This window comes from Pseudoxanthomonas mexicana (assembly GCF_014397415.1).
Classification (GTDB): domain Bacteria; phylum Pseudomonadota; class Gammaproteobacteria; order Xanthomonadales; family Xanthomonadaceae; genus Pseudoxanthomonas_A; species Pseudoxanthomonas_A mexicana.
On sequence record NZ_CP060731.1, the window covers coordinates 1,592,740 to 1,611,355 of the forward strand.

At 68.0% G+C, this 18,616-nt stretch carries 13 protein-coding genes and 1 riboswitch; of the genes, 4 read left to right on the plus strand and 9 right to left on the minus strand.

Annotated elements, in window-relative coordinates:
- Positions 1 to 86: 86 nt before the first annotated feature.
- From metF to ahcY, 5 genes are all read right to left on the minus strand, one after another.
- Positions 87 to 920 carry a methylenetetrahydrofolate reductase [NAD(P)H] gene (gene metF, locus IAE60_RS07280; RefSeq protein ID WP_187574371.1) on the minus strand — a complete coding sequence of 278 codons (834 nt, stop codon included), beginning with the start codon at positions 918 to 920 and terminating at the stop codon, positions 87 to 89.
- 82 nt (positions 921 to 1,002) lie between these two features.
- On the minus strand, positions 1,003 to 1,521 hold the full coding sequence (locus IAE60_RS07285; protein ID WP_187574372.1) for a gluconokinase: 519 nt from the start codon (positions 1,519 to 1,521) through the stop codon (positions 1,003 to 1,005).
- On the minus strand, positions 1,518 to 3,890 hold the full coding sequence (locus IAE60_RS07290) for a GH36-type glycosyl hydrolase domain-containing protein (RefSeq protein ID WP_187574373.1): 2,373 nt from the start codon (positions 3,888 to 3,890) through the stop codon (positions 1,518 to 1,520). The genes IAE60_RS07285 and IAE60_RS07290 overlap by 4 nt, the downstream gene beginning before the upstream one ends.
- On the minus strand, positions 3,887 to 5,287 hold the full coding sequence (locus IAE60_RS07295) for an MFS transporter (RefSeq protein WP_187574374.1): 1,401 nt from the start codon (positions 5,285 to 5,287) through the stop codon (positions 3,887 to 3,889). The genes IAE60_RS07290 and IAE60_RS07295 overlap by 4 nt, the downstream gene beginning before the upstream one ends.
- A gap of 214 nt (positions 5,288 to 5,501) precedes the next feature.
- Positions 5,502 to 6,941: an adenosylhomocysteinase gene (gene ahcY, locus IAE60_RS07300; RefSeq protein ID WP_187574375.1), complete on the minus strand. Its 1,440-nt coding sequence runs from the start codon at positions 6,939 to 6,941 to the stop codon at positions 5,502 to 5,504.
- A gap of 39 nt (positions 6,942 to 6,980) precedes the next feature.
- Positions 6,981 to 7,068, minus strand: a riboswitch (S-adenosyl-L-homocysteine riboswitch).
- A gap of 139 nt (positions 7,069 to 7,207) precedes the next feature.
- Between ahcY and ppc the strand changes: the two genes are divergently transcribed.
- Entirely contained in the window at positions 7,208 to 9,931 is a 2,724-nt protein-coding gene (ppc, locus tag IAE60_RS07305; protein ID WP_187574376.1) for a phosphoenolpyruvate carboxylase, read from the plus strand.
- Between the two features lie 175 nt (positions 9,932 to 10,106).
- On the opposite strand, the gene IAE60_RS07310 is transcribed toward ppc, so the two are convergent.
- The 3 genes from IAE60_RS07310 to metK form a co-directional block, all read right to left on the minus strand.
- On the minus strand, positions 10,107 to 11,969 hold the full coding sequence (locus IAE60_RS07310) for an ATP-binding cassette domain-containing protein (protein ID WP_187574377.1): 1,863 nt from the start codon (positions 11,967 to 11,969) through the stop codon (positions 10,107 to 10,109).
- A 40-nt stretch (positions 11,970 to 12,009) separates the two neighbouring features.
- Positions 12,010 to 12,507, minus strand: a complete 498-nt coding sequence (locus IAE60_RS07315; RefSeq protein WP_187574378.1) for an acyl-CoA thioesterase — start codon at positions 12,505 to 12,507, stop codon at positions 12,010 to 12,012.
- Positions 12,508 to 12,694: 187 nt separating this feature from the next.
- Complete coding sequence (gene metK, locus IAE60_RS07320; RefSeq protein WP_187574379.1) at positions 12,695 to 13,906, minus strand: methionine adenosyltransferase; 1,212 nt, start codon at positions 13,904 to 13,906, stop codon at positions 12,695 to 12,697.
- Positions 13,907 to 14,112: 206 nt separating this feature from the next.
- On the opposite strand from metK, the gene olsF reads away from it, so the two are divergent.
- From olsF to IAE60_RS07335, 3 genes are read left to right on the plus strand one after another with little or no spacing between them, the layout of a single operon-like run.
- Positions 14,113 to 15,840 (plus strand): bifunctional ornithine lipid synthase OlsF, encoded by a 1,728-nt coding sequence (gene olsF, locus IAE60_RS07325; RefSeq protein ID WP_187574380.1) that lies wholly within the window; start codon positions 14,113 to 14,115, stop codon positions 15,838 to 15,840.
- Entirely contained in the window at positions 15,837 to 16,655 is an 819-nt protein-coding gene (locus tag IAE60_RS07330; protein WP_425504461.1) for a UDP-2,3-diacylglucosamine diphosphatase, read from the plus strand. Before olsF ends, IAE60_RS07330 begins: the two co-directional genes overlap by 4 nt.
- A 29-nt stretch (positions 16,656 to 16,684) precedes the next feature.
- Positions 16,685 to 17,785, plus strand: a complete 1,101-nt coding sequence (locus IAE60_RS07335) for a metal-dependent hydrolase (RefSeq protein WP_187574382.1) — start codon at positions 16,685 to 16,687, stop codon at positions 17,783 to 17,785.
- A gap of 9 nt (positions 17,786 to 17,794) precedes the next feature.
- On the opposite strand, the gene IAE60_RS07340 is transcribed toward IAE60_RS07335, so the two are convergent.
- A complete protein-coding gene (locus IAE60_RS07340; RefSeq protein ID WP_238394881.1) occupies positions 17,795 to 18,616 on the minus strand; it encodes a class I SAM-dependent methyltransferase in 822 nt (273 codons plus the stop codon).

Genomic DNA, 18,616 nt, shown 5'->3' on the forward strand with positions numbered 1-18,616 from the left:
CCGGGCATGGCATCCGGTCACCGAGCGCATGCCCGGAGTGCGACCGCCGTTCACCTGCGGGTGGGGCGCATGGCGCGCCCCGGCGTTCAGGCCGCCCAGCCCAGACGGGACAGGACGGTCTGGGTCGGCTTGGCGAGGTTCAGGGTGTAGAAGTGCAGCGACGGCGCGCCACCGGCGATCAGCCGCTCGCAGAGGCTGGCCACCACGTCGGCGCCGAAGTCGCGAACGGCATCCGCATCGTCGCCCAGCGCCTGCATGCGCTTGCCAATCCAGCGCGGGATCTCCGCGCCGCAGGCTTCGGAGAAGCGGCGCAGCTGGGTGAAGTTGGAGATCGGCATGATGCCCGGGATGATCGGGATGTCCACGCCCAGCCTGCGCACCGCGTCGACGAAGTGGAAATACGCATCCGGGTTGTAGAAATACTGGGTGATCGCGCCGTTGGCGCCGGCATCGACCTTGGCCTTGAAGTGGCGCAGGTCGGTCAGGGCATCCTCGGCCTGCGGGTGCGTTTCGGGGTAGGCACCGACTTCGATGTGGAAGGTGTCGCCATGTTCGGCGCGGATGAACTCGATCAGCTCCGACGCATAGCGCAGGTCGCCCGGGTGGCCCATGCCGGAAGGCAGGTCGCCGCGCAGCGCGACGATGCGCTTGCACCCAAGCGCCCGGTACAGCCGCAGCAATTCGCGGATTTCCTCGCGGCTCCCGCCTACGCAGGACAGGTGCGGCGCGGCATCGAAGCCATGGTGCTGGTTGAGATGGCGCACCGTCTCGGACGTATAACTCAACGTGGAACCGCCGGCGCCGAACGTACACGACACGTACTCCGGCGCATGCGCCTTCAGCTTGTCGGCGGTGCGATCCAGTTGGGCGCGCTGCTCGTCGGTCTTGGGCGGATAGAACTCGAAGCTGATGGAGGGCATGGCGGCGTCCAGTCGTATGCCTGGCAGTATATCTCTTCATCCGGATGCATGTGAATACTTTGGGGGTAGGTCCAAGGGGCCGTCAGTCCGAGAACTGCTTCACCTGTGCCAACGCCTGGCTCAGCTGTACGGCGGGCGCCACTTCCATGCGGATCGGGGAGACATCGACTTCATTGCAGGGGTCTTCCAGCGCGGCGAACTGGCTGTCCACCAAAGCCACCGGCATGTAATGGTCACGGCGTCCGAGCACGCGAGCGGCCACCAACGCCCTGTCGCCCTGCAGGAACAGGAACCGCAACGGCAGCCCGCTGGCGCGCAGCCGGTCGCGATGGCGTCGGCGCAGGCCGGAGAACGCCAGCACCACGCGTTCGCCCCCCGCCACTCGGCGTTGCAGGTCCGCGGCGATGCGACGTACCCAGGGCGCGCGCATGCGATCGGTGAGCGGTTGGCCACTGGCCATGCGCGCTTTCGCCGCCGCACTGTGGAAGTCGTCGGCATCCAGGAATGTCGCCGGCCAGGCATCGGCCAGGGCCCGCGCCAGCGTGGTCTTGCCGCTGCCCGACACGCCCATAACCACGACCACGCTGACACGTTCGCTCATGCGGGGATCTCCACCCGCACCTGGTAGGTGCGACCCGCCTCGAAACCGCGGATGGCCGTATCGTCCTGCCAGACGCCATCCAGCGCCACACGTGCGCGGGCGAGCCCGTCCACGCGCTCGATGACGACCTCGAACATGGCGCCCCTGAAGCGGCGCGACGCGCGCGCCGAAGGCCAGTGCGAGGGCAGGTGCGGTGCGATCCGCAAGGCATCGCCGTCCCCGCGCAGGCCAAACAGCTCCTCCACCACGCAGCGGTACAGCCATGCAGCGGTTCCGGTATTGAACAACTGGCTGGAACGACCGGCGGTACGCGGGTGCAGACGCCACGCGCCGCGGTAGTAGTTGGGCACGAACACCGGCAGCTGGCCGCGCTGCAGGCAGTCGGCCGGCTCGGGCGAGGGCAGCATGGTGCGCAGCACCCGCCACGCGCGATCAGCCTCCTCGCGTTGATAGAGGCTGTACAGGTAGAACGCCGCCGCATGGTTGTAGACCGCACCGTTCTCGGCGGTGCCCGGGAATTTCTGCGTCACCCGCCCGACATCCTCGCGCATGCGCGTGTACGGCGGGTCGTACATGGTCACGCCATAGGGCGAGACCAGGTGCGTGTCGATGGCGTCCAGCATGCGCGACTGCCGGTCCCCGTCCGCCGCGCCACTGAGCAGGGACCAGCTCTGCGGGTTGAGGAAGATGCGGCCTTCCTGATCCGCGCTGACACCAAAGGCGGCGCCGTCGTCGGTGATGCCGCGGCCGTACCAGTCGCCGTCCCAGAGGTGCATGTTCATGGCCGCATTGCACGCGGCCGCGCCCAGGCGGAATTCGTCGACGAGCCGCTCATCGCCACGGCGCGCGCAGATCTCCGCCCACTGCGTCAATGCATAGGCACTGGCCAGCGTCAGCCAGCCCGACACGCCGCGCCCACGCCAGCCGACCATGTTCATCGGATCGCACCAGTCGCCCTGCGCGATGTAGCTCAGTCCCCGCGGATCCCGTGCCTGCAGCAGCCAGCGCATGGCGCGGGTGATGCGCTCGCCGACGGGGGCGGCATGGCCCTCGCGGTCGGTGACCATCGCGTCGAGGATCGCGTCGTCGCCCGTTTCGTCCAGGTAGGCGCGCAGGCAGATCGGCAACCACACGCAATGGTCCGCGTGCGGGATCTGGTTGATGTACTTCAACTCGGCGCCTTCGACCAGCAGGATGCCGTCCGGCATCGCCCCCGAGGACTCCTGCTGCGAGAGCGCGTGCAGGAACGCCGCGCGCGCGACGTCGGGACGCAGGAAACCCATGCCCATGTGGTCCTGCAGGTAGTTGCGGGTCTGTGGATCGGTGGTCAGGCGGTTGACGTCGCCGTGATAGAAGATCTGCCGCGGCAACCAGTGGTTGGCGAACGCGTCCAGCCACGGATCCGGCGTTTCGATTCGCAGGCAACCCGCGCCGGCCTCGATGTACGCGGCGCTGGCGCGCCGGGCTTCGGCGAAACCGTCCGGCGAAAGATGGCGCGCGCGCAACTGGCGGATCTCGTCGTCGTCGCGCGCGGGCGCGAACACGAAGCGATACTCCTGCATCTCGTCGTCGTCGAGGGTCACGCGGTACTGCAGCACCGTCGTCGGCATTTCGTAGGCCGCGTCGCCGCCGCCCAGAAGCTCGCCGCCGACAATGCCATCCGGTGCATGCAGCCCGCCTTCGCCCTCGAACTGGGCCTGGTTCGCTTCCCATGCGTCCGGCGTGCGTGCATGCAGCAGCACGGTGCGGTCCTTGAAGTCGCGCTGGCGGAAGTAGTCCTCGACCTTCTGGTACGGCGCGATGCTGTCGCAGACGATCGCACCCAGGTCGGGACGATAGCGTCCGGACTGGTTCATCCACGACATGTAGCCGACCGGGAAATACGGATACAGGCTCAGCCGCCGTCGCCGGCCCGACCGGTTGCGCACGCGGACGGTCCACAGCTCGGCCACGTCGTCGACCGGCAGCACCACGCCCATCTCCACCTCGATCCCCGCGCACTGCACCCGCCACGCGACATCGTTGAGGCCGACGGAGAAAGCGAACGCCTCCGGCGTGCGGCGCACCGGCTCGTGGGGGACGGAGAACAGCGCGCCGTCCTCTTCGTCCTTCACGTAGCAGAAGCGGCCCGGGTGGTGCGCGTAGTACGGCTGTTCCGGCTGCATGAAGGTCCGGGCTTCCAGCGTCGGCGCATGTGCGTACTTGGCCGGCTCCGGCTGCGTGAACTGCGCCGTGGCGAATCCGCGACAGTTGAGCTGCAGCAGCATCCGCCGATTCCACAGGAACGTGGACGCCGCAGGCATCGCCGTGGGGCTGGTCAGGACGAACCGCCGGCCGCCTTCCTCGAAACCGTATGGGACCTTCGTCATGCCGATGCCTCCCGGCGCGACCGCAGGTCGGCCTGAACCTGCGCGAGCGTGGCGCCATCCAGGGGATAGAAGCGCATCACCCAGGCCGCCAGCAGCGCGACGCAGCCCGGGATCACCGTCAGCAGCAGCACGATGCCGAGCCGCGAGGCGTCCGACTGCGCCGCATTCGCCACATAGCCCATGCCGGCCAGGATCCACGCGATCGTGGCCGAAGCGAGCGCGCCGCCCAGTTTCTGCGAGAACGTCGCCGCGGCGAAGGTCATCGCGGTGGCGCGCCGCCCCGTCTTCCACTCGGTGTAGTCGGCGCAGTCGGCATACATCGAGAACGCCAGCGGGGATTTCGGTCCCAGCATCAGTCCCACCAGCAGGTTGAGCGCGAACATCAGCCAGACGGACTCGGGCGGGATGAAGAACATCGCGCAGCTCGCCACGCCGACGCCTGCCATCAGCCCTGCCATCAGCCGCCGCTTGTCCACGTAGCGCGTCATCAGCGGCGTCAGTCCGGCGCCCACGGCGAGCGCAAGTGCGTAGGTGCCCAGGAACAGCCCGGTCAGCTCGGGCCGCGCGAGGTGGTATTTCAGGTAGTAGGCCAATGAGCCGCCGCGCATCACGATGGTCACCATGATGATCAACGCCAGCGCGAACAGCACCATCCACGGCCGGTTGTGCAGCAGGTCTACGACATCCTGGCGGACGGCGCTGGCCTGTTGGGGCGGGGGCGCCACGCGTTCGCGCGTGGTCAGGGCCACGGTAACGAAGGCCACCGTGGCGATCACGCCATACAGCGACAACGTCAGCTGCCAGCCCAGCGCCTGATCGCCGCGTCCCAGCCAGCGCACCAAGTCCAGCGTCAGCCCGTTGACCGCCATCGTGCCGGCGAACGCGGCGATGAAGCGGAAGCTGATCAGCTGCGTGCGTTGCTGGCTGTCGGCGGTGATCACGCCCGACAGCGCGGAGTAGGGAATGCTCACCACGGTGTAGGCCAGCATCATCAGCGTGAAGGTGGCATAGGCCCATGCCAGTTTGCCGCCCTCGCCCAGGTCGGGCACGGTCCACGTTAGCACGCCGGTGAACGCCAGCGGCAACGCGCCGTACAGCAGATAGGGACGGAAGCGGCCGAAACGGCTGCGGGTGCGATCCGCCAGCGCGCCCATCAGCGGGTCGGTGACCGCATCCACGATCTTGGTGACCAGCATCATCGTGCCGACGGCGGCCGCCGCCAGGCCCATCACGTCGGTATAGAAGATCAGCAGGAATGCCGAGATGTTCGCCCAGTACAGGTTGAAACCGAAGTCGCCGATGCCGTAGCCGACTTTTTCCCCGAAGCGAGGTCCGCTGTCGGGTGCCCTCGTGCCGGCGGACTGCGCGGCGTCGCCGCTTCCCTGGTCGCTGCGCATGTCCACTCCCGATGCTGGGTCGTTGCGCCGCAGCCCAGGCACAGGCGTGGGCGACGGCACGGTGGTCAAGCTTGCGATGATCCCCCTAGCGAGGCAAGCGCCCAGCGGTATCGAAATGGTTGCGAATCAAGGTGCGCGACGGAGACTCGCTGCGTGGAAGGCAGAACGGGCGCCCTGAGGCGCCCGTTCTTTCGTCGCAGCGGAACCGCGTCGATCAGTAGCGGTAGTGGTCCGGCTTGTACGGGCCTTCGACCGCCACGCCCAGGTAGTCGGCCTGGTCCTGGGTGAGTGTGGTCAGCTTCACGCCGATCTTCTCCAGGTGCAGGCGCGCGACCTCCTCGTCCAGGTGCTTCGGCAGGCGGTAGACGGTCTTCTCGTACACGTCCTTGTTCGCCCACAGGTCGATCTGCGCCAGCGTCTGGTTGGCGAAGGAGTTCGACATGACGAAGCTCGGGTGGCCGGTGGCGCAGCCCAGGTTCACCAGGCGACCTTCGGCCAGCAGGAAGATCGCGTTGCCGTTCGGGAACACGAACTTGTCGACCTGCGGCTTGATGTTGATGCGCTTGGCGTCCGAGGCGTACAGCGCGTCCACTTGGATCTCGTTGTCGAAGTGGCCGATGTTGCAGACGATGGCCTGATCCTTCATCGCCCGCATGTGCTCGAGGGTGATGATGTCCTTGTTGCCGGTCGTGGTGACGTAGATGTCGGCCTGGCCCAGGCTGTCCTCGACGGTGTTCACCTCGAAGCCTTCCATCGCCGCCTGCAGGGCGCAGATCGGGTCGATCTCGGTGACGATGACGCGGGCGCCGTACGCGCGCAGCGAATGCGCCGAGCCCTTGCCCACGTCGCCGTAGCCGCAGACCACGGCCACCTTGCCGGCCAGCATCACGTCCATCGCGCGCTTCAGGCCGTCGGCCAGCGACTCGCGGCAGCCGTACAGGTTGTCGAACTTGGACTTGGTGACCGAGTCGTTGACGTTGATCGCCGGCACCAGCAGCTTGCCCTGTTCGGCGATCTGGTAGAGGCGGTGCACGCCGGTGGTGGTCTCTTCGGACACGCCCTTCCAGTCCTTGACCACGCGGGTCCAGTAGCCGGGGCGTTCCTTGGCGACACGCTTCAGCAAGTCCTTGATCACCTGCTCCTCGTGGTTGCCCGAGGCGGTGTTGACCCAGTCGCTGCCGTTCTCGAGCTCGTAGCCCTTGTGGATCAGCAGGGTGACGTCGCCGCCGTCGTCCACCACCAGCTCCGGGCCGGTCAGGGTGCCGTCGGCCAGGGTGAAGGTCAGGGCGTCCAGCGTGCAGTCCCAATACTCTTCCAGCGTCTCGCCCTTCCAGGCGAACACCGGCGTGCCGCTGGCGGCGATCGCGGCGGCGGCGTGGTCCTGCGTGGAGAAGATGTTGCACGACGCCCAGCGCACGTCGGCGCCGATGTCCTTCAGCGTCTCGATCAGCACGGCGGTCTGGATGGTCATGTGCAGCGAGCCGGTCACGCGCACGCCCTTCAGCGGCTTGGTGGCGGCGTGCTTGCGGCGGATGGACATCAGGCCGGGCATCTCGTGCTCGGCGATGTCGAGTTCCTTGCGGCCCCAATCGGCCAGGGAAATGTCGGCGACCTTGTAGTCGCCCTCGGTGGAAAACTTGCGTACGGCGTTCATCGTCTTGGCTCCGGGAAGGTGGCGAGCAGGGCTCGCATGCTTGACCGGGCGCCGTTGCGGTTTCCTGCCGAGCCTGGCCGTGCTTGCCTGTCGAACAGACATCACGGTCGCAGCGCCCCTCGGCGGACACATTATATCGCTTGTTCCGGATGAAACGATGACGCACGGCCTGGCCTGATCGGGTAGGCTTCGGATGCTGCCCTGCAGCAGACCACTTGTCCTCAGGGACAATACCAATCCTGGCCCAAGACGACCCCACGCCGCGCATGAACAGCCCCCGCAGCCTCGAATTCGCTCCGCCCGACGTCCCCCTGCGCGAGGACGTGCGCCGCCTGGGGACGCTGGTGGGGGAAATGCTGGCCGAACAGGTCTCGCCGGAGTTCCTGGCCCATGTCGAGCGGGTACGCACCACCGCGATCGCCCGCCGCCAGTCGGGCGAGCCGCCGCAGTCGCTGGCCGGCTTGCTGGACGGGCAGTCGCCCGCGCAGGCGGAGTCGCTGATCCGCGCCTTCAGCACCTACTTCCAGGTGGTGAACATCGCCGAACGCGTCCATCGCATTCGTCGCCGGCGGGATTACCAGCGGGCCGGCAGCGCGCGGCCGCAGCCCGATGGGCTGCACGACGCGCTGGCCCGCCTCAAGGCGCAGGGCGTCTCCCTTGAGGAACTGGCCGGCTGGCTGCCGCGCATCGACGTGGAGCCGGTCTTCACCGCGCACCCGACCGAGGCGGTGCGCCGCGCGCTGCTGGAGAAGGAGCAGCTGATGGTGGCCAGCCTGATCAACGGACTGGACGGCACGCGCACGCCCGGCGAACTGGCCACCGACACCGCCCGCTTCCGCATGGCCCTGACCTCGGCCTGGCAGACGGCCGACTCCTCGCCGGTGCGCCCGGGCGTGGAAGACGAACGCGAGCATGTCGGGTTCTACCTGATCGAAGTGCTGTACCGGGTCATCCCGGTGCTGTACGAAACGCTGGAAAGCGCCATCACCGAGGTCTACGGCGCCGTGCCCGAGGTCACCGCGCGGCTGCCGCGCGTGTTGCGCTTCGGCACCTGGGTCGGCGGCGACATGGACGGCAATCCGAATGTCGATGCACGCACCGTCACGGCCACGCTGGACGCGCAGCGACGCGCCATCCTCACGCGCTACCTGAAGGAGCTGCGTCAGCTCACCACGCTGCTCAGCCAGTCGAGCTCGATCATCGGCGTGTCGGGCGAGGTGTCGGCGCGGGTGGAGCAGTACCGCGCGCTGCTGCCCGATGCGGCGAAGAAGTCGCGTCCGCGGCACGGCGACATGCCCTATCGCCTGCTCAACGACCTCATGCGCGCTCGCCTGCATGCCACGCTGGAAGACCGGCCCGAGGGCTACGCCTCACCGGAGGAACTGGCGCACGACATCGAACTCATCCTGCGCAGCCTGGAAGCCAACCGCGGCATCCACGCAGGGTGGTTTGCGGTGCGCAGGCTGGCCTGGCGCGTGCGCACATTCGGCTTCCATCTCGCCCGGCTGGACGTGCGGCAGGAATCCAGCGTGCATGCGCGTGCAGTGGCCGCCGCACTGGGCGACGCCGGCTGGGAGCAGCGCGGGGCGGTCGAGCGCGCGGCATTGCTGGGGCCGTATGCCAGCGGCGATGCGGTCCTGCCGGCGTCGGCCGAGGAAGGCAACGAACGGCTGGATGCGGTCTTCAAGGCCCTGGCCGATGCGCGCGCGCGGCACGGTACCGATGCGCTGGGCACCTACATCATCAGCATGGCGCACAGCCGCGCCGACGTGCTGACCGTGCTGGCGCTGGCGCGCCGGGGCGGGCTGGTCGACGACGCGGGGCAGGTGCCGCTCGACATCGCGCCGCTGTTCGAGACCATCGACGACCTGGGACATGGCACCGACGTGCTGCGCGACCTGCTGGCCGATCCGGTCTACCGGACCCATCTGGCCGCGCGCGGCAACGTGCAGATGGTGATGCTGGGGTATTCCGACAGCGGCAAGGACGGCGGCATCGCCGCCTCGCGCTGGGGCCTGCAGCGGGCACAGGTGGACCTGGTCGAGGCGGCCCAGGAACTGGGCATCAGGCTGACGTTCTTCCATGGGCGCGGCGGTTCGATCATCCGCGGTGGCGGCAAGACCACGCGCGCGCTGGAAGCGGCGCCGCGCGGCAGCGTGGACGGGCGCCTGCGCGTGACCGAGCAGGGCGAGGTGATCCACCGCAAGTACGGCATCCGCGCGCTGGCGCTGCGTTCGCTGGAGCAGTCGGTCGGGGCGGTGCTGCTGTCCAGCCTGCGTCCGCGTCCACCGGAGCCGCGCGAGGCGCGCTGGCGCGGGATCATGGCGCTCGTGGCGGAGCAAAGTACGCAGGCCTACCGCGCGTTCGTGCAGTCGCCGCGCTTCATGGATTATTTCCGCAGCGCCACGCCGATCGATGTGATCGAGCGGATGACGCTGGGCTCGCGGCCCTCGCGCCGGCTGGGCCAGGATGCGGCACTGGGCAACCTGCGTGCGATCCCGTGGGTGTTCGCCTGGAGCCAGGCGCGCGCGGTGATCCCCGGGTGGTACGGCGTGGGCACCGGCCTGCAGGCCGCGGTGGATGCCCATGGCGAAGACGCGCTGCGCGAGATGGCGCGCGACTGGCCGTTCTTCAAGACTTTCCTCGACGATGTTTCCATGGTGCTGGCCAAGGGCGACCTGAGCATCGCCGAGATGTATTCGAAGATGGCGGGCGAGCTGCACGGGGCGTTCTTCCCGAAGGTGCAGCAGGAGCATGCGGCCGCGGTGCGCTGGGTGCTGGCGCTCAACGGCAATGACTGGCTGCTGCAGCACGACCAGCGCCTCGCGTTGTCCATCCGGTTGCGCAATCCCTACATCGACCCTATCAGCGTGATGCAGGCCGACCTGCTGAAGCGCTGGCGCGACAGCGATCGCCAGGATGATGCGTTGCTGCATGCGCTGGTCGCCAGCATCAACGGCGTATCGCAGGGTGTGCAGAACACGGGCTGAGGCGCCGCTGCCGCTTTTTGTAGGAGCGACGTGAGTCACGACCGCACGCTATCTGGACGCGAGCGGTGGAACGCCACGGGAAAATGAGGTGGAGGGATCAGCGCATGTGATGACGGTGATCGGCCGTCAAAGTGTGTGGTCGCGACTTACGTCGCTCCTACACGGAAGCCACTGCTCACCCATCCAGCTCCGACCAGCGCTGGTAGGCGTGGTCCAACTCCGCCTGCTTCGCGGCGAGCTCTTCGTTCGCGCGCTGCAGGTCGGCAGGCGACTGCTGGTAGTAGGCCGGGTCGTTCATCGCTTCGGTGCGCCTTGCGACCTCGGCTTCCAGCGCTTCGATGCGTGCCGGCAGCTGTTCCAGTTCGCGCGCTTCCTTGAAACCCAGCTTGCGCTTGGCGGCGACCGGTTCGGGTTGCTTCGACAGCGCGGGCTTGGCGGGCGAGGAGGAGGGCGGCGCAGCGGGCGCACGACGTTGCCGCAGCCAGTCCGTGTAGCCGCCCACGTAGTCGCCCAGCCGGCCTTCGCCCTCCAGCACCAGCGTGCTGGTGACCACATTGTCCAGGAAGTCGCGGTCGTGGCTGACCAGCAGCAGCGTTCCCTTGTAATCGAGCAGCAGTTCTTCCAGCAGTTCCAGCGTCTCGACGTCCAGGTCGTTGGTCGGTTCGTCCATCACCAGCAGGTTCGAGGGCTGCGCGAACAGCTTCGCCAGCAGCAGGCGGTTGCGTTCGCCGCCGGAGAGGCGGGTGATCGGAGCTCGGGCGCGTTCGGGCGAGAACAGGAAGTCCTGCAGATAGCCGACGATGTGCTTGCGGCTGCCGTTGATCTCGACGAAGTCGCTGCCTTCGGCGACGTTCTCCAGCGTGGTGCGTGATTCGTCCAGCTGGCTGCGGTGCTGGTCGAAGTACGCGATCTGGAGGCCGGTGCCCAGCTTCACCTCGCCGTGCTGCGGCGCGAGTTCGCCCAGCAGGATCTTCAACAGTGTCGACTTGCCCGCACCATTGGGACCGATGATGCCAACGCGGTCGCCGCGCATGATCGTCGCGGACACGTCGTCCAGCAGCACGCGGCCACCGTAGGCCTGGGTGATGTGCTTGGCCTCGATGACCTTCTTGCCCGACGACTGTGCGGCGGCGGCTTCCATCTTCACGTTGCCGGACAGCTCGCGGCGTTGCGCGCGCTCGCGACGCATCGCCTTCAGCGCGGTGACGCGGCCTTCGTTGCGGGTGCGGCGGGCCTTGATGCCCTGGCGGATCCAGACCTCTTCCTGCGCCAGCAGCTTGTCGAAGCGGGCGTTTTCCTGCGCTTCGGCATGCAGGCGCTCCTCGCGACGGCGCAGGTAGTTGTCGTAGTCGCCGGGCCAGCTGGTCAGCTGGCCGCGGTCGATCTCGAGGATGCGCGTGGCCAGCGAGCGCAGGAAGCTGCGGTCGTGGGTGACGAAGACGATGCTGCCGGAAAACGACTTCAGGAAACCTTCCAGCCAGGCGATCGCTTCGATGTCGAGATGGTTGGTGGGCTCGTCCAGCAGCAGGATGTCGGGATTGCGGACCAGCGCCTGCGCCAGCAGCACGCGCCGCTTCATGCCGCCGGACAGTGCGGCGAAGTCGGTCTCGTCCGGCAGTTCGAGCCGCTCGAGCACCTGCTGCACGCGGCGGTCCAAGTCCCAGCCGTGCTGGGCTTCGATCTGCGCCTGCGCTTCGCCCATCGCGTCCATGTCGCCGTCGTGCACGGCATGGTGGTAGCGCGCCAGCAGCTGGCCCAGGTCGCCCAGGCCCTCGGCGACCACGTCGAACACGGTGCCCTGCGTATCCTGCGGCACCTCCTGCGCCATGCGCGCGACTACCACGCCGTTCTGCACGCGGATCTCGCCGTCGTCGGGCTTGAGTTCCCCGGCCATCAGCCGCATCAGCGTGGACTTGCCCATGCCGTTGCGGCCGACGATGCAGACGCGTTCGCCGGGTTCGATGGACAGGTCGACGTGTTCGAGGAGAAGCGGACCGCCGACACTGAAGTCGACCCGCTGGAATTGCATCAGGGACATGCGCGTATTGTAGCCGGCGCGCCCTGCCGGCGGCCGCTGATCAGGCGTTTTCGATGGCCCGGCTGCCCAGTTCGGCATGCCGCCGTTCCATCTCCTCGCGCAGCTGGCGGCGCAGGCGTGCGGCGGCGCAGCGGCGGATCTCGTCGGGCGTGGACGGTTGCAGCGGCGGGACCGGGGTGGTCCGGCCGTCCTCGTCCACCGCCACCATGGTGAAGAAGCAGCTGTTGGCGTGGCGCACGCTCTGCTTGCGGATGTCCTCGGCCACCACCTTGATGCCGATCTCCATCGACGACGTGCCGGTGTAGTTGACGGACGCCAGGAAGGTCACCAGTTCGCCGACGTTGATGGCCTGGCGGAACATCACCTGGTCCACCGATAGGGTGACCACGTACTTGCCGGCATAGCGGCTGCCGCAGGTATAGGCCACCTGGTCGAGCAGCTTGAGGATCGCGCCGCCGTGGACCTTGCCGGAGAAGTTGGCCATGTCCGGCGTCATCAGCACCGTCATGGTGAGCTGGTGGCTCTTCAGCGATTCCATGGCATGCCTCCGCAAGGTGAGGCGCGCAGGCTAACCGATCCCGGTGCGGGTCGTGCGGCCCCGTCGCCGCAAAAAGAAACGGGCCGCATGAGCGGCCCGTTTCTTCATCCCAAGTCGCTGGACCCCTGCCTTCGCAGGGGTGACGGTCTGGCAAAGGCGCCCGCGCGTGCGCAGGCGCGCCAGACCGTTACTTCAGCTTGGCGTCCTTGCGCAGGGCTTCGGCGCGGTCGGTCTTCTCCCAGGAGAAGGCGGTCGCGGTGTGCTTCTTGCCGGCGCTGTCTACATAGCTGATCTCCTTCGGCTTGCGGCCGAAGTGGCCGTAGCTGGCCGTCGCCTGGTAGATCGGGTGCTCCAGGTCCAGCATCCGGGTGATGCCGTACGGGCGCAGGTCGAAGTGCTTGCGGATCAGCTTCTCGATCACGTCGTCGCCCACCTTGCCGGTGCCGAACGTGGTCACCGAGATCGAGGTCGGTTCGGCCACGCCGATCGCGTAGGAGACCTGCACTTCGCACTTGTCGGCCAGGCCGGCGGCCACAATGTTCTTGGCCACGTAGCGCGCGGCGTAGGCGGCCGAACGGTCCACCTTCGACGGATCCTTGCCCGAGAACGCACCGCCGCCATGGCGGGCCATGCCGCCGTAGCTGTCGACGATGATCTTGCGGCCGGTCAGGCCGCAGTCGCCCACCGGGCCGCCGATGACGAACTTGCCGGTCGGGTTGATGTGCACCTTGTTCTTCGGCAGCGCGTCCAGCCACTTCTTCGGCAGCACGGGCACCAGGATCTCGGCACGCACGGCTTCGATCAGGTCCTTCTGCTTGATGTCCGGATCGTGCTGGGTCGACAGCACCACGGCGTCGAGGCCGAGGATGCTGTTGCCGTCGTAGCGCAGGGTGACCTGCGACTTGGCGTCCGGGCGCAGCCACTTCAGCTTGCCCTTCTTGCGCACCTTGGCCTGCTGTTCCACCAGGCGGTGGCTGTAGTACAGCGGGGCGGGCATGAATTCCGGCGCCTCGTTGCAGGCGTAACCGAACATCAGGCCCTGGTCGCCCGCGCCCTGTTCTTCCGGCTTCTTGCGGTCCACGCCCTGGTTGATGTCGGGGGACTGCTTGCCGAGCATGTTGATGATGGCGCAGGTGTGGCCGTCGAAGCCGACGTCCGAATTGTCGTAGCCGATGTCGTTGATGACCTTGCGCGCCAGCGACTCGATGTCGACCCACGCGGTGGTGGTGACTTCGCCGGCCACGATGGCCGCGCCCGTCTTCACCAGCGTCTCGCAGGCCACGCGCGCGCGCTTGTCCTGGGCCAGGATCGCGTCCAGCACGGCATCGGAAATCTGGTCGGCGATCTTGTCCGGATGGCCTTCGGAGACCGATTCGGAGGTGAACAGGTAGCTGGACATCAGGCTTATATCCTTTGATTCGGATGAAAAGATGGGCGCGCATGATACACGCCGGCGGCAGCGCGTGCATTCTGCCCCGTTCAGGGTTGCCCGGGGTTAAGCGGGAATCAAGCGCCCTGCTGTCACCGGACTGCCAGAAAACGGAAACCGTGCTGTCGCCGGCCAGGCGCAGGCTGCGCGGCGAAACCCCGCCGCCAGCCCCTGCCATGCACCCGCTGGAACGCCAGATCGCAGAACGTTACCCCCACTGGTTCCGTGGCCACCGCGCGCGGCTGACCGGTCCGCTGCTGCGTACCCTGGGCCGCTGGTCCCGACTGGACCAGGCCTACGCTTTCCTGGCCGACCACGGCCACCTGCAGGGCCTGGACTTCATCGATGCCGCCATCGACCACCTCAACCTGCGGCCGTCCGTCGATGAGGATGACGCACGCCGGATCCCGGCGCAGGGACGGTTGCTGATCGTGGCCAATCATCCGTCCGGCGCGCTGGATGCACTGGCGCTGCTGCAGATGGTGGGCCGCGTGCGCCGTGACGTCCGCATCGTCGCCAACGACATGCTGGCCGGCATCGCGCCCCTCGCCCCGCTGTTGCTGCCCGTGCGCATCCTGGGCGGCAAACCGAGCGCGGACAGCGTGCGGGCGGTCGAGCAGGCGCTGGAAGCCGAGCAGTGCGTGATCGTGTTCCCCGCCGGCGAAGTGTCGCGTCTGGGGCCGCGCGGTGTGCGCGATACGCGCTGGCGCCGCGGCTTCCTGCGCTTCGCCCGGGCCACCGGCGCGCCGGTGTTGCCGGTGCGGGTGGTGGCGCGCAATTCGGCGTTCTTCTACGGGGCGTCCGCGCTGTTCAAGCCGGCGGGTACGGCACTGCTGGCGCGCGAGATGTTCCGCCGCAGCCAGCGTCGCCTGCAGCTGCACGTGGGCCAGCCGCTGCGGCTGGATCCGGCCATCGCTCCCGCCACCCTGATCCGCCAGGTGCGCGAGGCGCTGTACGCACTCGGTCGCCGTGAGCCCAGGCGCGTCGAGCCGCCGGCCGACGTGCAGGAGCCGCTGGTCGATGCGCTGGCGCCGGACGCGCTCGCGGCCTGCATCGATGCGCTGGATGTGCTGGGCGAGACCACCGACGGCAAGCGGATCTGCGTGGGCCGGCTGGCCGGCGGTTCGCCGCTGCTGCGCGAGATCGGCCGCCTGCGCGAGCTGACCTTCCGCGCGGTGGGCGAGGGCACGGGCAAGCGCATGGACGTGGACGCGTTCGACACCTGGTACGAACACATCGTGCTGTGGGATGCGGCGCAGAAGAAGATCGCCGGCGCCTACCGGCTGGCGCGCGGCGCCCCGGTGCTCGCGGCGCAGGGCCTGAAAGGCCTCTATACCGCTTCGCTGTTCGACTACGCGGACGACGCGCTGCCGCGCCTAGCCGCAGGCATGGAGCTGGGCCGCAGTTTCGTGGTGCCCGACTACTGGGGCAGCCGCAGCATCGACTACCTGTGGCAGGGCATCGGTGCCTACCTGCGCCGGCATCCACGGGTTCGCTATCTGTTCGGTGCGGTGTCGATGAGCGCGGCGCTGCCGCTGCACGCGCGCGAACAGATCGTGGCGTACTACGCCCACTACTACGGCGATCCGAATGGCGAGGCGCGCTCTCGCCATCCGTTCCGCTACACCGCCACACCTCCGTGCTTCGACGCTCTTGAGGCCGACACCGCCTTCCGCGTCCTCAAGACCAACCTCGACACGCTGGGGGCGACGGTGCCGATGCTCTACAAGCAGTACACCGAGCTCTGCGAGCCGGGCGGCGCGCGCTTCCTCGCGTTCGGCGTGGACCCGGATTTCAGCGATTCCATCGATGGGCTGATCGAAGTGGACCTGCACCGCATCCGGCCGAAGAAGCGCGAACGCTACCTGGGCGAGGCATGGCGGCCGACGGAGACCGCGGCGTGAGTCCGCCGGCCGCGCCACCGCCGATACGGCGCGCGGTCTTCGTTTCCGACGTCCATCTGGGTTCCAAGCACTGCCATGCGGTGGAGTTCGCCGATTTCCTCGCAGGGCTGCAGTGCCGGCGGCTGTACCTGGTCGGCGACATCGTCGATCTGTGGTGGATGGCACAGCGCCGGGCGTCGTGGGATGCCGCCCACAACCGGGTGGTGGAGGCGCTGCACGCGCTGGCACGCAATGGGACCGAACTCGTCTACGTGCCCGGCAACCACGATCGCCCCATCCGCCGTTTCTGCGGCCTGATGCTGCCCGCCATGCAGGTGCGCCGCCGTGCGATCCACACCACGCTGGACGGGCGTCGGCTGCTGGTCACCCACGGCGACGACTACGACGGCGTCACCCACTTCGGCGGCCTGCAGGAAAAGTTCGGCGACTGGCTCTACTACCGCATCCTCACCGGCAACCGGCTGACCAACCAGCTGCGCCGCCGCCTGGGCCTGCGCTACTGGTCGCTGGCGGAATACCTCAAGCGCCAGAGCGACGCTGCCGAGCGCTACATCGCGCGCTTCGTCCATGCGGGCCTGGAGGATGCGCGGCGGCGCGGCCTGGATGGCATCGTCTGCGGGCACATCCATCGCGCCGCGCTGCTCCAGCACGAGGGCCTGCTGTATGCGAACGACGGCGACTGGGTGGAAAGCCTGACCGCGCTGAGCGAAGAGGCGGACGGGACGCTGTGCCTGCTGTCCCACACCGGCCAGATCCTGGCCGACGTCGCGCCGCGGCTGCGCCTGGTTCCGCAGGACGTGCCGTGCGCGGCGTGAGGACGGCCGGCGGCTGCTAGGATCGCCGCATGGATTCCCTCAGCCAGATCGTCCTCGGCGGCGCCGTCGCCGCCGCCATCGCCCCCGCCGCCCATCGTCGTGCCGCGCTGCTCGCGGGCGCGGCCCTCGGTACGCTGCCTGACCTGGACAGCCTCCCCATCGCGCTGTTCTCCGACAATCCGGTCACCCTGATGACCGTGCACCGCAGCTTCAGCCATTCGCTGTTCGTGCTGCCGCTGGTGGGCTGGCTGGTGTGGTGGCTGTTCAAGCGGTTCGGCCAGGGGCGTGTCGCGTCCGCGCCAGCGCGCTGGTTCTGGGCCATCCAGCTGGCACTGGTGACGCATCCCCTGCTGGATGCCTTTACCGTCTACGGCACGCAGCTGTGGTGGCCACTGTCTCCGCCACCGACGATGTGGTCCAGCGTGTTCATCATCGATCCCCTGTACACCGTCTGGCTGCTGGTCGCCTGCGTGGCCGCGTGGTTCCTGCGCGAACGCGCCGCCGCCCGGCGTGCACTGACGTTGGGCCTGGTGCTCAGCAGCGCCTACCTGGGCTGGTCGTTGGTGGCCAAGGCGATGGTGGACCGCGAAGCCGAACGCACGCTGGCCTCGATGGGCCTGGGCGATGCGCCGTACTTCTCGGTGCCCATGCCGTTCAACACGCTGCTGTGGCGTGTAGTGGCAATGACGCCGTCGGGCTATGTGGAAGCCGAACGTTCGGTGCTGGTCGATGAGGGCCCGCTGAGGTTCCGAGGCTACCCGTCGAACGTGCAAGCGCTGCGCGAAGCGGCGGACGTGCCTGCGGTGCAACGGTTGTCGTGGTTCAACCATGGCTTCATGCGCGCGCAGGTCCGGCAGGGTCGCCTGGTCCTGTCCGACCTGCGCATGGGCGTGGAGCCGGACTACAACTTCCGTTTCCAGGTGGCGGAATGGCGCGACGGACGCTGGCAGGCCATGGCGCCCGTGCAGGAGCCATGGTCCATCCCGGTCAGGGGTGGCGACGGTCTGGGCCGTCTGTTGGCGGCCATGTGGCATCGCACGTGGCATCCCTCACCGATTCCTGTGCGCGCCAGGCTTGACGACGCGCACGCGCCTCCCGCGCCGCAGGCGGGCGGGGATCATGCGCAATAGGCCGGTCGGTCAGTAAACCGTTGCGCGCGCCTGCACGAAGGCATAGAAGAACACCGCGTCCGGATCGTTCTGCACGTCGTGCATCTCCCGGCGCATGCCATCGACCACGTCTTGGGTGACCCGGCCCGCCTCGACCATCGAGTCCGCGGCGGACAGCAGCAGTTCCTCCCAGAACGCGATCATGTCCTTCCGCCTTGCCGGCTCGCGGTTGTCGAAGTGCACCGTCTTGATTTCCGTGACCACGTCGCGGTAACCGCCGGCCAGCAGCAGGTTGCCCAGCTTGGCGCCGATGAACGGGTCGCCGCCACTGTCGTACTGGAAGTCGTTGAACGCCATCCAGTAGCGCCAGGTGTTGGGCGAGTACGGATGCAGCAGGAACGAGGAATTCATCACCTCGGTGACGTAGATCGGCGAACCCGGCGCCAGCACGCGCCGTACTTCGCTGAGCACGCGCGCCGGGTTGGGCACGTGCTCCAGGATCCAGCACAGGAATGCCGCATCGAAGTCGCGCGCACCGAAGGGCAGGCGGCTCGCGTCGGCCTGCTGCAGCGTGTAGCGGTCGCGGCACCAGGGCATCTTCGCCAGGTTGTCCCGCGCGGCGTCCAGCTGCACCTGGTTGAGGTCCACGCAGGTGGCGTGCAGGTCGGGAAAACGGCGCAGCAGGATCTCGGTCTGCGCGCCCACACCGCTGCCCACTTCCAGCAGGCGGCGCACCCCGGTGTAGTCGACATGGTTGAACAGCGTGCTTTCCAGCAGGCGGGCCTGCTTGATCAGGCGGGCCTGCTCCACCGGCGAGAAGCCATGCAGGTAGGGAGAACTGGATTCGGTCAC

Excerpts from the sequence above, each read along its gene's own strand:
- ppc (WP_187574376.1), top strand. The coding sequence starts at position 7,208 with ATGAACAGCCCCCGCAGCCTCGAATTCGCTCCGCCCGACGTCCCCCTG.
- IAE60_RS07285 (WP_187574372.1), bottom strand. The coding sequence starts at position 1,521 with ATGAGCGAACGTGTCAGCGTGGTCGTGGTTATGGGCGTGTCGGGCAGC.
- metK (WP_187574379.1), bottom strand. The coding sequence starts at position 13,906 with ATGTCCAGCTACCTGTTCACCTCCGAATCGGTCTCCGAAGGCCATCCG.
- metF (WP_187574371.1), bottom strand. The coding sequence starts at position 920 with ATGCCCTCCATCAGCTTCGAGTTCTATCCGCCCAAGACCGACGAGCAG.
- IAE60_RS07295 (WP_187574374.1), bottom strand. The coding sequence starts at position 5,287 with ATGCGCAGCGACCAGGGAAGCGGCGACGCCGCGCAGTCCGCCGGCACG.
- IAE60_RS07310 (WP_187574377.1), bottom strand. The coding sequence starts at position 11,969 with ATGTCCCTGATGCAATTCCAGCGGGTCGACTTCAGTGTCGGCGGTCCG.
- IAE60_RS07315 (WP_187574378.1), bottom strand. The coding sequence starts at position 12,507 with ATGGAATCGCTGAAGAGCCACCAGCTCACCATGACGGTGCTGATGACG.
- IAE60_RS07290 (WP_187574373.1), bottom strand. The coding sequence starts at position 3,890 with ATGACGAAGGTCCCATACGGTTTCGAGGAAGGCGGCCGGCGGTTCGTC.
- ahcY (WP_187574375.1), bottom strand. The coding sequence starts at position 6,941 with ATGAACGCCGTACGCAAGTTTTCCACCGAGGGCGACTACAAGGTCGCC.
- olsF (WP_187574380.1), top strand. The coding sequence starts at position 14,113 with ATGCACCCGCTGGAACGCCAGATCGCAGAACGTTACCCCCACTGGTTC.
- IAE60_RS07335 (WP_187574382.1), top strand. The coding sequence starts at position 16,685 with ATGGATTCCCTCAGCCAGATCGTCCTCGGCGGCGCCGTCGCCGCCGCC.